This window comes from Micromonospora sp. NPDC049004, assembly GCF_040649315.1.
Taxonomy (GTDB): Bacteria; Actinomycetota; Actinomycetes; order Mycobacteriales; family Micromonosporaceae; genus Micromonospora.
The window spans coordinates 777,270-792,066 of sequence record NZ_JBEZFG010000002.1 but is presented as its reverse complement, the minus strand read 5'-3'; the positions used below and the strand labels follow the sequence as shown (position 1 = coordinate 792,066).

12 protein-coding genes are annotated in these 14,797 nt (G+C 71.5%); 8 read left to right on the top strand and 4 right to left on the bottom strand.

The features are described from left to right. Positions 1 to 377: 377 nt before the first annotated feature. The 6 genes from AB0B97_RS08500 (at position 378) to AB0B97_RS08475 (ending at position 6,541) form a co-directional block, all read left to right on the top strand. Complete coding sequence (locus AB0B97_RS08500; protein ID WP_357491729.1) at positions 378 to 1,985, top strand: protein kinase family protein; 1,608 nt, start codon at positions 378 to 380, stop codon at positions 1,983 to 1,985. A 43-nt stretch (positions 1,986 to 2,028) separates the two neighbouring features. Further along, positions 2,029 to 2,733, top strand: coding sequence for an RNA polymerase sigma factor SigM (sigM, locus tag AB0B97_RS08495; RefSeq protein ID WP_357491727.1), 705 nt, complete (start codon positions 2,029 to 2,031; stop codon positions 2,731 to 2,733). After that, entirely contained in the window at positions 2,730 to 3,719 is a 990-nt protein-coding gene (locus AB0B97_RS08490; protein WP_357491725.1) for a hypothetical protein, read from the top strand. Before sigM ends, AB0B97_RS08490 begins: the two co-directional genes overlap by 4 nt. A gap of 182 nt (positions 3,720 to 3,901) precedes the next feature. Next, positions 3,902 to 4,852 carry a thioredoxin-disulfide reductase gene (trxB, locus tag AB0B97_RS08485; RefSeq protein ID WP_234588684.1) on the top strand — a complete coding sequence of 317 codons (951 nt, stop codon included), beginning with the start codon at positions 3,902 to 3,904 and terminating at the stop codon, positions 4,850 to 4,852. Positions 4,853 to 4,883: 31 nt separating this feature from the next. Further along, the gene (trxA, locus tag AB0B97_RS08480; RefSeq protein ID WP_007453873.1) at positions 4,884 to 5,207 is read left to right on the top strand and encodes a thioredoxin; all 324 of its coding nucleotides are present in this window, start codon (positions 4,884 to 4,886) and stop codon (positions 5,205 to 5,207) included. 170 nt (positions 5,208 to 5,377) lie between these two features. Beyond that, positions 5,378 to 6,541, top strand: a complete 1,164-nt coding sequence (locus tag AB0B97_RS08475; RefSeq protein WP_234588685.1) for an N-acetylmuramoyl-L-alanine amidase — start codon at positions 5,378 to 5,380, stop codon at positions 6,539 to 6,541. A gap of 13 nt (positions 6,542 to 6,554) precedes the next feature. Here AB0B97_RS08475 and AB0B97_RS08470 read toward each other — a convergent pair whose 3' ends face one another. Beyond that, on the bottom strand, positions 6,555 to 7,220 hold the full coding sequence (locus tag AB0B97_RS08470) for a GNAT family N-acetyltransferase (RefSeq protein ID WP_234588686.1): 666 nt from the start codon (positions 7,218 to 7,220) through the stop codon (positions 6,555 to 6,557). 283 nt (positions 7,221 to 7,503) lie between these two features. Between AB0B97_RS08470 and AB0B97_RS08465 the strand changes: the two genes are divergently transcribed. Together AB0B97_RS08465 and AB0B97_RS08460 are read left to right on the top strand one after the other, a co-directional pair. After that, on the top strand, positions 7,504 to 8,817 hold the full coding sequence (locus tag AB0B97_RS08465; RefSeq protein WP_234588687.1) for a PLP-dependent aminotransferase family protein: 1,314 nt from the start codon (positions 7,504 to 7,506) through the stop codon (positions 8,815 to 8,817). Positions 8,818 to 8,824: 7 nt separating this feature from the next. Beyond that, positions 8,825 to 9,826 (top strand): D-alanine--D-alanine ligase, encoded by a 1,002-nt coding sequence (locus tag AB0B97_RS08460; RefSeq protein WP_234588688.1) that lies wholly within the window; start codon positions 8,825 to 8,827, stop codon positions 9,824 to 9,826. Positions 9,827 to 9,917: 91 nt separating this feature from the next. Here AB0B97_RS08460 and AB0B97_RS08455 read toward each other — a convergent pair whose 3' ends face one another. The 3 genes from AB0B97_RS08455 to AB0B97_RS08445 all read right to left on the bottom strand — a co-directional run bounded on the left by AB0B97_RS08455 (position 9,918) and on the right by AB0B97_RS08445 (position 14,773). Further along, positions 9,918 to 10,925, bottom strand: coding sequence for a hypothetical protein (locus AB0B97_RS08455; RefSeq protein ID WP_357491721.1), 1,008 nt, complete (start codon positions 10,923 to 10,925; stop codon positions 9,918 to 9,920). Positions 10,926 to 12,394: 1,469 nt separating this feature from the next. Continuing rightward, positions 12,395 to 13,426, bottom strand: coding sequence for a ParB/RepB/Spo0J family partition protein (locus AB0B97_RS08450; protein ID WP_357491719.1), 1,032 nt, complete (start codon positions 13,424 to 13,426; stop codon positions 12,395 to 12,397). A gap of 27 nt (positions 13,427 to 13,453) precedes the next feature. Continuing rightward, complete coding sequence (locus AB0B97_RS08445) at positions 13,454 to 14,773, bottom strand: AAA family ATPase (RefSeq protein ID WP_357491717.1); 1,320 nt, start codon at positions 14,771 to 14,773, stop codon at positions 13,454 to 13,456. Positions 14,774 to 14,797 lie beyond the last annotated feature (24 nt).

The window sequence follows — 14,797 nt, the reverse complement described above, 5'->3', positions numbered from 1 at the left end:
GCACCTGTGGATAACTCCGCGATTCGCCGGTCAGCAACCGGATCGGCCTGTGGATAACCAGCCGTACGGCTGAGCGTGGTCGCCCGATCGGCGGGAACAGGCGGTTGGCGGAGGGCACCACGCCAGGTCCAGCCCCAACGTCGGTCACTTGCGGTGAAGCCGTAGATTGGCTAGTACATGTGCCAGCAACGTGGCTGACAACGGTCGTAACCGGACGACTTCCCCGACTTCCGGCACCCCGCCGGGTACGGCAAGAAGATGACATGTCGGGGAGACGGGCAACCCGGGTAAGGTCGCTCTCGACGGGTACGGCAGGCGCCGACGCTGCGCGTCGACACCGGTTGGCCGGTTCCTTCGACGGCAGAGCGGGAAGCCACATGCCCAGCAGTGCGGGTCCATCGATCGACACGATCACCGAGGGAGGACGGGTGACCCAGGTCGGCGAGGGTCAGGAGGCGGACGAGAGCGCTCCTCCGGTCATGACCTTCGGTGCTCCCACGGCCGGTGAAATTCTCGCCGAGCGTTACGAGCTGGTCGAGCACATCAACAACGACAGCGCGGGTCGGCTGGTCTGGCGCGGGGTCGACGTCATCCTGCGCCGCCCCGTCGCGGTGGTGCTGCGCTACCCGGGTGGCGACTCCGCCACCGAGATGCTCCAGGCCGCCGTCGCGGCGAGCCGGGTCATCCACCCCAACCTGGTCGGCGTCTACGACGCCATCGACGAGGCCGAGCGGGCGTACGTGGTCCGTGAGTGGGTGGACGGTCAGTCGTTGCGCGACCTGGCCGCCGACGGTCCGTTGGACCCGGCACGGGCCACCGCGATCGGCAACGCCGTCGCCAGCGCGCTCGCCGCGGTGCACGCCACCGGAATGGTGCACGGCAACGTCCACCCCGGCACCGTCATGATCAGCGACGAGGGTCGCGTGGTCCTGGCCGACGCGCGCACCGACGGCGACGACAGCCAGGAGAGTGACATCCGGGCGGTCGGCGGCGTCCTCTACTTCGCACTGACCGGTCACTGGCCGCACGCCGAGGCACCGCTGCGCGGCGCCACCGCCGGCCATGGTCGGGCCGCCATCCCGGACGCGGTCCGGGACGCCGGAGGCACCCTCGCGGCACCCCGCCAGGTTCGGGCCGGGGTGCCCGCGTACCTGGACGACCTGACCATGGATCTGCTCGACGCCGAGATCGCGCCGCCGTCGTCCGACGTGCTGGCGGCCGAGTTGGCCCGGCTGGACGTGCCCACCGAGGAGGAGCACTACCTCGACAACGGTGGGCCACTGCGCTTCGCCGCCGACACCGAGGACGAGCCGTCGCCGCTGGCCGCGGCCGGTGGTCGCAAGGTCGCCATCGGCATCGCCGGCCTGCTGGCGGTCGCCCTGGTCGGTCTGCTCATCGGGATCAGCGCGCTCGGCGACGGCGACAAGGACCCGCAGAACACCGCCGGGCCCACGCCCACCGCCAGCGCTCCGGCCGGCGACGCCACCCCGGCGGCCGCCACGGTCCGCAACCTCGGCGTGCAGGGCATCCGGATCATCGACCCGGACAGCAGCAAGCGCGACGAACTCGGCGGCGCCGACAAGATCATCGACGGTGACAACGACAAGGGTTGGGAGACCGACCGCTACCCGAACGCCACGTACGGGAACCTCAAGGCCGGCATGGGTGTCTGGCTGGACCTGGGCTCGCCGCACACGGTGAAGTCGGTGCAGGCCGTGCTCTCCGGTCGAGGCGCCACCGCGAAGCTGCTCGCCGGCACGACCACCTACCCGTCGACCTCCGGCGGCGACAAGCAGATGGTGGCGAACTACAAGACCGAGATCGGTGTCCTGAAGGAGCACGACGGCACCACGATGACCTTCAACGGCTTCAACGCCGACCAGAAGTACCGCTACCTGCTGCTCTGGTTCACCGAGCTGCCGGCCATCGGCGACGAGGACGGCTTCCGGCTCGGCGTGCAGGAGATTACGGTCCAGGGTTCGTGATCCGGCCAGCACGACCCGGGCACCGCATCCGCTGGACGTGGTGATGGACGGGCGCGACGCGGCAACGGACCTCGAGCTGCTGCGCGCCCACGTCGCCGGTGACCGGGACGCCTTCGCGGTGCTGTTCCACAGGCACCGCGACCGGCTCTGGGCGGTGGCCCTGCGGACGCTCGGCGACCGCGAGGAGGCCGCCGACGCCCTCCAGGACGCCCTTCTGTCGGCACACCGGGCGGCTGGCCGTTTCCGTGGCGACTCCGCAGTCACCACGTGGCTGCACCGCATCGTGGTGAACGCCTGCCTGGACCGGATCCGACGCCGGCAGGCGCACCCCACCGTGCCACTACCCGACGGCAACCGGTCCGGCGACGGATCCGGCACCGGCTGTGTCGAGCCGGCCGCGCCCGCACAGGACCACGACACGGCGCTTGTCGTCCGCGCCGCGCTCGCCGCGCTGCCGATCGAGCAGCGGGCCGCCCTGGTGCTGGTGGACGTGCAGGGTTACCCGGTGGCCGAGGTGGCCCGCATCCTCGGTGTCGCCGAGGGGACTGTGAAGAGCCGCTGCGCGCGGGGGCGGGCACGGTTGGCGGTGCTGCTCGGGCACCTGCGGCCGGCGACGCCGTCGCAGCCGACCCCGGCCGGACGGAACGCGGACGTGCCCGGCGTCACGCCGGGGAACCCGCGCCCGGCCGAGGGCGTCGGATCAGGGTCGGTTCGGTACCGGCAGGACGCCAACCAGGAGGACGCGTGACGAACGAGGGGTTCAGGGAGGTCGACACCGACCTGCTCGCTGACTACCTCGGCGGCGCGTTGGACGGCACACCACAGCAGGCCCGGATCGCCCGGCTGGTCGACACGGAGCCGGCGTGGGCAGAGGCGTACGCGCTGCTTGCTCCCGCGGTGACGCAGGTCCGCGCCGAGCTGGCCCGCTGGGCCGAGCCCTCCCCGGAGCTGCCCCCGGCCGTCGCCGAACGGATCTCCGCCGCGCTGGCCGCGGCCGACACCCCGACTGACGACGCCCCGGCCACCCTCGGCGGCGCCACCGGCTCGCCCGAGCTGACTGCTCCCGCGACGCCGGTCAGTGTCCCGGCGCAGGGCGGCCGTCGCCCCGGCGGCCCGTCGCCGACCGAGTCGGGGCGCGGCAGAGCCACCGGCCCGGGTCGCCGGCACCGCCGCTGGGCTCGGACCGTCACTCCGGTGGCCGCCGCGGCTGTCGCTGTCGTCGCTGTCGGTCTGGGCCTTGCGCAACTGTCGACGAACACCACGGACAGCGGCGCCATGGACCGCCCGGCCGCCGCACCAGGTGCGGCAGCGGCCGGGGCGGCCCGCACCTCCGGGCCCGCGCTGCACAGCGGAACCGACTACACCCCGCAGACTCTCGGCCAGACGGCGACCACACGGCCGTCGCCGCTGCTGGGGAACGGCAGCGACGGCCGCAGCGAGCAGCAGGGGGTGGACGCCGAAGGGGGTCGACGGCCGGCCCCTGACGGATCGGACCAGCTGGCCCGGCTGAGCGGCGAGGCGGCGTTGACCGGCTGCCTGTCGGCCGTGGCGGCGGAGCACGGCTCGGCCCCGCTGGTCGTCGAGGTGATCGACTACGCACGGTTCCAGGGCGAGCAGGCGCTGGTCATCCGGTTCACCGACGCGACGGGGGTCCGTTGGGCGTGGGTGAGCGGCCCCGAGTGTGGTGTACCCGGGTCCGGCTCGGACAGCCGGTATTCGTCGCGGGTAGGGTGAATCCGCGGTCATCGGTGCGATGTGCGTCCACGTGACGTGACCCACCGGATGCCCGGCTCGGGAATCCCCGCTTCGTACGATGACGTTCTGGAAGTCAGCTGCCGGCACCCCCCAGGCGTCGGCACTCGGATCAGCATCGGTGCGCGCGCCGACGCCGAACACACACAACTCGGGAGACGGCAGTGGACGAGGTCCGCAACCTGATCATCATCGGCTCCGGCCCGGCCGGTTACACGGCGGCGGTCTATGCGGCGCGCGCCAACCTGAAGCCGCTGATCATTGAGGGCGTGCAGTCCGGTGGCGCGCTGATGACCACTACCGAGGTGGAAAACTTCCCGGGCTTCGCCGACGGCATCCTCGGCCCCGAGCTGATGGACAACATGCGCAAGCAGGCCGAGCGGTTCGGCGCCGAGTTCCTCACCGACGACGTGACCCGGGTGGAGCTGGTCGACACCGGCGACGCCGGCTCCGGCGCGGTGAGCACCGTGTGGGTCGGCGAGACCGCCTACCGGGCCCGCTCCGTCATCCTCTCCACCGGTTCGGCCTGGCGTCCGCTGGGTGTGCCGGGTGAGCAGGAATACCTCGGCCACGGTGTCTCCTCGTGCGCCACCTGTGACGGCTTCTTCTTCCGCAACCAGCACATCGTCGTCGTCGGCGGTGGTGACTCGGCGATGGAGGAGGCCAGCTTCCTCACCCGCTTCGCCGACTCGGTCACCATCATCCACCGGCGGGACTCGTTCCGGGCCAGCAAGATCATGGCCGACCGGGCGCTGAGCAACGACAAGATCAAGGTCGAGTGGAACAGCACGGTCGAAGAGGTCCTGGGCGCCGACGGCAAGGTCACCGGCGTACGGGTCCGCAACGTGCACACCGGCGAGACCAAGGTGCTCGACGTGACAGGCGTGTTCGTGGCCATCGGTCACGACCCGCGCAGTGAGCTCTTCCAGGGCCAGGTCGAGCTGGACGACGAGGGTTACGTGAAGGTCCAGGCGCCCGGCACCCGGACGAGCGTGCCCGGCGTCTTCGCCGCCGGTGACGTGGTCGACCACACCTACCGCCAGGCGATCACCGCGGCCGGCACCGGCTGTGCCGCCGCGCTCGACGCCGAGCGGTTCATCGCGACGCTCAGCTGAAACAGGAAACACATCCCGGAGGAGGGCAATAGTGGGAAATACCAAGGCGGTCACGGACGCGAGCTTCGTCGCTGACGTGCTGCAGGCCGACAAGCCGGTGCTGGTGGACTTCTGGGCCGAGTGGTGCGGGCCGTGCCGCAAGGTGTCGCCGCTGCTCGAGGAGATCGCGGGCGAGATGGGCGACCAGGTCACCATCGTCAAGCTCAACATCGACGAGAACCCGGAGACCGCCCGGGCCTACCGGGTCATGTCGGTGCCGACCCTCACCGTCTTCAAGAACGGCCAGCCCGTGCAGTCGATCGCCGGCGCCAAGCCGAAGGGCGAGCTGGTCCGGCTCATCGAGTCGGCCCTCTGATCCGCCCAGGCACCACCGAACCCCGTACCCGCTCGTCGGGTGCGGGGTTCGCTGTCTCCCCGGTCGGCACGGACGGAGTTTTTCCAGGCCGAGCCACCTGGCCGCCCCGGAGCGCATAACCTCAAGCCGGGGCCGCCCGGCCAGCCAGATTCGTGCAGAGGGGGTCGTGCGTGCGTCCGATCCGAGCCGGAGACCGGGGACCCGCGGTCACGGAGATCCGTACCATCCTCACCGGCCTCGACCTGCTCGCCGCCGCCGGTCCGCACACCGACGAATTCGACCTGGACACCGAGCGCGCGGTCCGGGCGTTCCAGCAGTCCCGTGGGCTCAGCGTGGACGGCCGGGTCGGCTCGGAGACCTGGGGCGCGTTGGACGCCGCACGCTGGCGGCTCGGCGCCCGCACCCTCTACCACGCGATCCCCGAGCCGCTCACCGGCGAGGACGTCCGGTCGCTGCAGGAACGACTGCTGGAGATGGGGTACGACGTCGGCCGCGCCGACGCCATCTACGGCATCCGGACCTCCCGTGCGGTGGCCCAGTTCCAGCGCGAGGTCGGGCTCACCCCCGACGGCTCCTGCGGGCCGCACACCATGGACGCGCTGCGCCGGATCGGTCGCAAGGTCGTCGGCGGCCGCCCCCAGTGGTTGCGCGAGTCCGACGCGATCCGCCAGTCCGGGCCGGCGCTGGTCGGCAAGACGGTGGTCATCGACCCCGGCCACGGTGGCACCGATCCGGGCATGGTGGTGCCGGACGGGCCGCTGCGCTGGACGGAGGCGGACCTCGTACACGACCTGGCGAGCCGGTTGGAGGGGCGGCTCGCCGCGTCCGGGGTGCGGGTTCAGCTCACCCGCGGTCCCGCGCCCGACAAGTGCCTGCCGGACACCGACCGGGCGCTGCTGGCGAATTCGCTCGGCGCCGACGTCTTCATCTCGCTGCACCTGGACGGGCACGCCAACCCGGACGCGGAAGGGGTGGCGACCTACCACTACGGCACCGACAACGGGGTGACGTCGGCGACAGGTGAGCGGCTGGCCGGGTTGGTGCAGCGGGAGATCGTGGCGCGGACCGGGCTGCGGGACTGCCGTACGCACGCCAAGGCGTGGGACCTGCTGCGGCTGACGCGGATGCCGGCGGTCCGGGTCGAGGTCGGCTACCTCACCTCGCCCGTGGACCGCGCCCGGCTCGTCGACCCCCGCTTTCGGGACCGGGTGGTGGAGGCGATCGTGGCCGCGGTGCAGCGGATGTACTACCCGATCGAACGGGACGTGCCGACCGGCTCCCTCGACGTCAGCGAGCTGCGCGCGGTGGTGACCGCCGGCACGGTGGTCGACTGACGACCGTGCCGCGTCAGCCGCTGGTGGAGCGGGTGGCCGGGGCGGGCCGGACCGGCCGGAGCAGGGTCTCCGGGCTCATCGACCCGAGCAGCTTCTCCAGCGCGTACTCGACGTCGGACTTCCAGCTCAGGGCCGTACGCAGTTCGAGGCGCAGTCGGGGGAACCGGGGATGCGGACGTACCGTCTTGAAGCCGACGGAGAGGAAGAAGTCGGCCGGCGCCACGCACCCGCCCGCCGGATCGTCCGCGTCACCGAACTTGGCGTCCCCGAACGCCTCGATCGCCTTGATCCCCCGCTTGGTCAGGTCCCGGGCGACGCCCTGCACCAGCATGCGACCCAACCCGCCGCCGGCGAACGCGGCGACCACGTTGGCGGTCATCAACAGGGCGGCGTCGGCGGAGACCGGCGACGTCGGGAAGGCCATCGAGCGGGGCACGTAGGCGGGCGGGGCGTACATCACGAAGCCCGCCGGCATGCCGTCGACGTACGCGAGCTTGCCGCAGGAGCCCCACTCCAGCAGGGTCTGGGAGACCCACGCCTCCTTCTCCAGGCCCGGGTCGCCGGCGGCGCAGGCCCGATCGGCCGAGACCGGATCCAGCTCCCAGTAGACGCACTGGCGGCAGGGGCGCGGAAGGTCCTCCAGCGTGTCGAGGGTCAGGCTGACCAGACGTCGCGACATATGGCGCATCCCCACAATAGGCTCGGTCGTGAGGCCGGCATGGAACGACAGTGCCGCCTTCCTGCCCCCGACGAGCGATCGTACGCCGCCGATCGACCGGACGGGAGGGGACGCGCAAATGCCCACCACACCGGGGACGTCCGCCATGTGGTCGATCCGTCCCGGCACGGCGGCAGCCTGGTCACGGCCGACTAGGATCGACAATCGGTGTCCCGTCGCCATGGTCAGGAGCGTGCGGGGTACCCGGGGCGGGAGCCACCCGAGCAGCGATCGAGGTGAGGTCATGACCGGCACGACACTCGACGACTACACCGACCGGTACGCCCGGCGGGTACGCGGGATGACCGCCTCCGAGATCCGAGCACTCTTCGCGGTGGCCAGTCGACCCGAGGTCGTCTCCCTTGCCGGTGGCGCCCCGTACATCGCCGCGCTGCCGCTCGACGCGGTCGGCGAGATGCTGGGCCGCCTCGGCTCCGAGCACGGGGTGACCACCCTGCAGTACGGCATCGGGCAGGGCACCCTGGAGCTGCGCGAGCGGATCTGCGAGGTCATGTCGCTCTCCGGGATCGACGCCGCGTGCGGTGCCTCACCGGAGGACGTGGTGGTCACGGTGGGCGGGCAGCAGGCGCTCGACCTGGTGGCCCGACTCTTCCTCGACCCCGGTGACGTGGTGCTCGCGGAGGGCCCGACGTACGTCGGCGCCCTCGGGGTGTTCCAGGCCGCCCAGGCGCAGGTGGTGCACGTGCCGATGGACGCCGACGGGCTGATCCCCGAGGCGTTGGAGACGGCGATCGCCGACCTCGCGCGTACCGGCCGGCGGGTCAAGTTCCTCTACACCATCCCCACCTACCAGAACCCGGCCGGCGTGACGCTCAGCGAGGAGCGCCGGGAACGCGTGCTCGACATCTGCGAGCGCGCCGGCCTGCTCGTGATCGAGGACGATCCGTACGGCCAGCTGGGTTTCGAGGGTGAGGCCCCGGCGCCGCTGCGGGCCCGGCGGCGCGACGGTGTCTTCTACCTCAGCACCTTCTCCAAGACGTTCGCTCCCGGCCTGCGGGTCGGTTGGATCCTGGCGCCCCACGCGGTCCGCGACAAGCTGGTCATCGCGAGCGAGGCGCAGATCCTCTGCCCCAGCGGCTACGCGCAGGCCGCCGTGGCCACCTACCTCGGCACCATGCCGTGGCGGCAACAGCTCAAGGTCTACCGCGAGGTCTACCGCGAACGCCGCGACGCGCTGCTCGACGCGCTGGCCGATCTGATGCCCGAGGGCACCAGCTGGACGACCCCGGCCGGTGGCCTCTTCGTGTGGGCCACCCTGCCGGAGGGGCTCGATTCGAAGGCGATGATGCCGCGCGCCATCGCCGCCCGGGTCGCCTACGTGCCCGGCACCGGCTTCTACGCCGACGGCACGGGCACCGGCGCCATGCGGCTGAACTTCAGCTTCCCGCCCCCGGAGCGGATCCGCGAAGGCGTCCGCCGACTCGCCGGCGTCATGGAGCAGGAGATCGCGACGCGCCGTGTCTTCGGCGCCGTGGGCGGTGCCGCCGGCCGTCGGGGCCGGCCCGGCTCCGACGTGCCGGGTCCCGACTTGGCATGATGCCGGCATGGGTACGACCGCTGCCGAGCGCTTCTCCGTGACCGATTCCGCCGTCGCGGCCGACCTGCGTGTGCTGGTGCTCGCCGGCGGGCTCTCCTACGAACGGGACGTGTCGCTGCGCTCCGGTCGTCGGGTGCTCGACGCTCTGCGTGCCGTAGGCGTCGAGGCCGAGCTGCGGGATGCCGACGTGGCACTCCTGCCCGCCCTCGCGGCCGACCCACCGGACGCGGTAGTGATCGCCCTGCACGGCGCCACCGGGGAGGACGGCTCGCTGCGGGGGGTGCTGGACCTGTGCGGCATCCCGTACGTCGGCTGTGACGCCCGGGCCTCCCGACTCGCCTGGGACAAGCCCTCCGCGAAAGCGGTCCTGCGCGAGGCAGGCATCCCCACTCCCGACTGGGTGGCCCTGCCGCACGACCGCTTCTCCGAACTGGGGGCGGTCGCCGTGCTGGACCGGATCGCCGACCGGCTCGGTCTTCCGCTCATGGTCAAGCCGACGCAGGGCGGCTCCGGTCTGGGCGCCGCGGTGGTCCGGGACGCCGCGTCACTTCCGGCAGCGATGGTCGGTTGCTTCGCGTACGACTCGACGGCCCTGGTGGAGCGGTACGTGCCCGGCATGGACGTGGCGGTCTCCGTGATCGACCTCGGGGACGGCCCGCAGGCGCTGCCGCCGGTGGAGATCGTGCCGCGCAACGGCGTGTACGACTACGCCGCCCGCTACACCGCCGGTCGAACCACGTGGCACGCTCCGGCCCGGCTGGAGCCGGAGGTGGCCGCGTCGGTGGCCGAGGTCGCTCTCGCCGCGCACACCGCGCTCGGTCTGCGGGACCTGTCCCGGGTCGACGTGATCGTGGACGCCGCCGGCCAGCCGCACGTGCTGGAGGTCAACGTCTCGCCCGGCATGACGGAGACGTCGCTGCTGCCGCTGGCCGTCCAGGCCGCCGGCCTGGACTTCGGCCGCCTCCTGGGTTCGCTGGTGACCCGGGCCGCCGCCCGTCTCACGGCCTGACCCCACCCTCGACCCGTCGCACGGCCCGTAGCCGTGGGTCGGCGGGTGTCCTACGCGCGGACCTCTCGCCGACCCACTGCCGAACCGACGGTCAGCGCGTCGTGCGCACGTCGGGTGGGATGCGCCCGTCGTCGGTGACGATGGTGGGGGCGCTGCGCGGAGCCGGGATGACCGGGCGGTGCTCATGGCCTGCTAACTCGGGGGCCGTCTCGGGATCGGCCACGGCCTCGGCTGCCGGACTGTCGGAGGGCGTCGACGCGGCAGTGGACGCCGCCTCGACGTCGGTCGCCGGCTCGTCGGAGGGCATGGCTCCCCGGTTGGCGTCCAGGACCGGGGCCTTCGGGCCGCCGCCCACGTCCCCGCCAGCGCCGGGGGCGGAGGCATCGGCGGCGTCGGGGCTGCCTTCGACTGCTGGTTCCGGAATCTCCTCGGCCGCCTCGATGACCGACACGGTCTCCTCCTGGGCGGCTGCGGCATGGGCCGCCGCCGCGGCGGACTGGGCCAGCAGGCTCGACGGCGCCTGCCACTGGATGCGAGGCGGCTCGGCCAACGGCCGGCCACCGAACTCGGCGAGCCAGGCAGCGACGAGCGCCAGATTTTCCCGCCACTGCTCCTCGGAGATCGGCGGCAGGATCGAATCCCACAGGGACAGGAAGGTCCCCCGCAACTGAAGCCGGCCGTACGGTCGAGCGAGGAACCACATGTGCAGGTGGGCGGAGCCGTCGCCCCATCGGTTGACGTGCACCCGCGCCACGCCGTCCAACGACCGGATGGCCCGCTCAAGACGTACCGTCATCACGCCCAGCTCGGCGGCGAGCAGATTCGGCAGGTCACCCAGGTCGAGGTGGGTCCGCGATTCCAGGATGAGCACCATCGGCAGGCCGGTCGGCCGGTCCATGGCGCGGACCCGCCATCGCTCTCCCACCCAGATGTAGGCGTCGTCCGGCGCGTTGCAGGCGGTGCATTCCCGGAGGCCCTCGCCCTTGCGTGGCGGTTCGACCGGGACCGGGTCGTCGAGCTGCTTCACGCGAAGGTCGCCCTCGAAGGGGAACGAGGGCCACTGGGTGAAGTCCGGGACTGAGGGAGGGGTGTCGTGCACGACGCTGACCCTAACCGAGTCTGGGACCGCTGTCCCTACCTGTTCGACAGGTCCCGACCCTTCCGATCAGTGCTCTTCGTCAATCGCTGCTCCCGTCGGCACCGACCGCCAGAGCGATATCCACAGGCTGCCGAGATCGCGAACACAGGCCGTCATCCACAGGCTGGCACCCGCTTTCACGCGGGGTTTCACGTGAAACGAGGGGTACCTGTGGACAACGGGTGTGGATAACTTTTCCGCCCCTCAGTCGTTGCTGGCGCACCCCGTCGTCACCATCTTGATGAAGGGGTGTCGGAGTGGTCTCGCTCGGAGGGACGGGGGCCTCGGCGGCGTGCCCGTGGCCTCGCGGACGGTGCCGAGCGGTTGCCGTTTCACGTGAAACGGGATCGGTCTGAAGCGATCCTGCGGCGAACGCCCTTCCGGGCAGACGAACAGATGCCCCACTGCGCCCCTCTCAGTGAGCCGCTGCCGCGCCGAAGACCGAGAAGGGTGCCTCGGGTCAACCTACTGCTCCGCGAGCGCTCTCGTCGCTCGTGGAGGTCATCAGCCCTCCGGGCTGGCCCCTCACGGGTTCCGCGCACCGACGGTGTGCCGGTTCCGCGCGCTCAGCCGCAGGCGATTCGACGCTGCCCCTCGCTGACACGGGAGCGGGCGGGCCCCCGTCGACCTCGCAACGGTCGAGCCCTCGTGGCCGTGGAGCAGACGTCAGCGCTCACTCCCGCGACCTCGCGGGCGTGGGCTCCTACTGACATTCGCGGCCGGCCCACGTTGGTTCCGCCGAGTCGGCACTCGGCTTCCGGCCTCACGACTCCTGCGGTTCCAGGACCACGCTGTCACGCCGCGAAGATCGCCTGAGCCTCTCGGCAAACCGCGCCGGCCAAGCGTCGTCTGCTCCCCGATGCGCTCCAACAGGTCCAGAGCCTCACCGAGGACCTACCTTCCCGGCCGCTGGTCCGGATACCGCGCCGCCGAGACCTCACCATCACGAAGCAGTTGTGGGCACCGGTATCGCCAGGTGCCGGCCATCCCGGTCTTGCGCTGGACACCGCGCCGCCAAGGTGCCCAGCCTCCCGGCCCAAGCCCAGGGGCGCCGCGCCGGGTGTCCGCCATCCCGGCCGAAGCCCAGGGGCCCGCGCTGTGGTGTTCGCCATGCCGGCCAGGTCTGGGCACTGCCCCGCCGACGTGCCGACCGTCCCGGCCTCGGTCTGGAGCATCGCGCCGCCGACGACATCGGCCATCCCGGCCTACCGAACCCCTCATCAGCCGCACCGAGACGGCACCGTTCGTGCCCCGCCGCCCGGCACGGCGCCGGCGTCCCAGCCGAACGCCGAAGCCGGGTGGGCCCGGCCAGTCGAGAGGAGCGGTTCCTGGCCGCTGGATGAGCGATGCCGTTTCACGTGAAACGAGGACGGATGCGGAACGGCCGCGCACCCCGAGGGGAAGCGCGGCCGTGGGTGGAGACGGGAGGCTCAGTCCTCCGTCTCCTCCTCCTGCGGAACGCCGATGATGCCGACGATCCGCTCCAGGTCGTCCACCGTGGCGAACTCGATCGTGATCTTGCCCTTGCTCCGGCCGATGTCCACCTTCACCCGGGTGTCGAAGCGGTCCGACAGCCGATCGGCGAGATCCGACAGCGCGGGCGCGTGCGGCTTCGGACGCCGCTTGGCAGCTTGGCCCTTCGCGGGGCCGTCGTTCAGGGTGAGGGCCACGATCTCCTCGGTCGCCCGTACGGACAGCCCTTCGGCCACGATCCGCAACGCCAACTGCTCCTGGGCCTCCGAGTCGTCGAGGCTCAACAGCGCGCGGGCGTGACCGGCGGACAGGATGCCCGCGGCAACCCGACGCTGCACCTGGGCCGGCAGGTTCAGGAGCCGGATGGTGTTGGAGATCTGCGGCCGGCTGCGGCCGATCCGGCGGGCCAACTCCTCGTGGGTGGCACCGAACTCCTCCAGCAGCTGCTGGTACGCGGCGGCCTCTTCCAACGGGTTCAGGTTGGCCCGATGGATGTTCTCCAGCAGCGCGTCGCGGAGCATCGCGTCGTCACGGGTGTCCCGGACGATCGCCGGAATGTTCTCCCGGCCCACCGCCTGGGCGGCCCGCCAACGGCGCTCACCCATCACCAACTCGTACTTCTCGTCGTCGAGCTGGCGCACGACGATCGGCTGGAGGAAGCCGACCTCCTGGATCGAGGTCTTCAGTTCCTCCAGCGCCTCCTCGTCGAAGACCTGGCGGGGCTGCTTCGGGTTCGGCACGATCGCGTCGACCGGGATCTCCGCGAACCGGGCACCCGGAACGGGACTGAGCGTGGACTCGGGCTGCTGGACGGCCGGCACGACGGAAGCCGCCGACTGGGACCCAACTGTCGCCCCGTCGTCGACGTCGACGTCAACGTGCCCGTTCTCCGGTTCGGCCGTCACAGTGCCGGCGGCACCCGGCACCGGCCCGGTCGGGATGAGCGCCCCCAGGCCCCGTCCCAGACCACCCCGAGGACGGTTCTTCATGCCACGCCTCCCAGCGACTTGTCCCCACTACGCATTCCGGCCCACCGGCTCCTTGACGCCCCGCTCGGCGATCTCCTGGGCAGCCTCGAAGTAGCTCGTGGCGCCCCGCGAACCGGGATCGTAGGTCATCACCGACTGGCCGTAGCTGGGTGCCTCGGAGACCCGCACGTTGCGGGGGATGACCGCTTGGAGGACCTTGTCGCCGAAGTGGTTCCGGACGTCCTGCTCGACCGCGTCCGCGAGGCGGGTACGCCTGTCGTACATGGTCAGCAGGATGGTGGACACGTCGAGCTTCGGGTTGAGGTGTTGCCGCACCAGGTTGATGTTGTTGATCAGCTGGTTGAGCCCTTCCAGGGCGTAGTACTCGCACTGGATCGGGATCAGCACCTCCTGCGCGGCGACCAGGGCGTTGACCGTGAGCAGGCCGAGCGACGGCGGGCAGTCGATGAAGACGTAGTCGAACTGGCCCGGGTAGGCGGCGATCGCGCGGTCGAGGCGCGACTCCCGCGCCACCACCGACACCAGCTCGATCTCCGCGCCGGCGAGGTCGATCGTGGCCGGTACGCACCACAGGTTGGGGATGCCCTCGACCGCCTGCGCCACCTCGGAGAGTGGCACGCTGTTGATCAGACAGTCGTACACGTCGGGGATGCCGGTGTGGTGCGGCACGTTGAGGCCCGTCGAGGCGTTGCCCTGCGGATCGAGGTCGACCACGAGCACCCGGTTGCCGTGCAGGGCGAGCGCCACCGCGAGGTTGACAGTGGTCGTGGTCTTACCCACGCCGCCCTTCTGGTTGGCGACGCACATGACCCGGGTCCGGTCCGGTCGAGGCATGGTCACCTCGCCACTGGGATTCAGGATCTGCACGGCGCGCATCGCCTCCATAGCCAACGGTGGGTCATCCTCTTCGCGCGTCGGGGTTTCACGTGAAACGTACGTGGGGTCGGCCGCTACCGCGGCCAGCGACTCGGTCGACGCGACCGGTACGTCCGGGACCACCGGTGCCGCATCGCGTGCCGCCGCGGCGGTCGGCTGGTGCGGCACCGCCGGCTCGAAGCGAACCGCCGCAGCCGTGTTCCGCCGGCCGAGCGGCTGTCGCACCTCGGCCGCGTTGACCGGTCGGCTGGGTCCGTCCGATGCTCGACGACCAGCCGTCGGCTCGGGAGTCTCCAGCCCGGCGGGATGAACCGCCGGGTCGTCCCGCGATGCCAGCGGATCGCTGTCCGCCGGAGGGGTGGACGCCCCGGTGGCACCGGGCGACCAGCTGGGGTAGTCGGTTTCACGTGAAACAGGGTCGCTGGTTGACCCGGTCACGCGTGGATCGTCGTACCTGCCGTCGTCATGCACCTGTCATCCCTGCCCGCTTCGGAT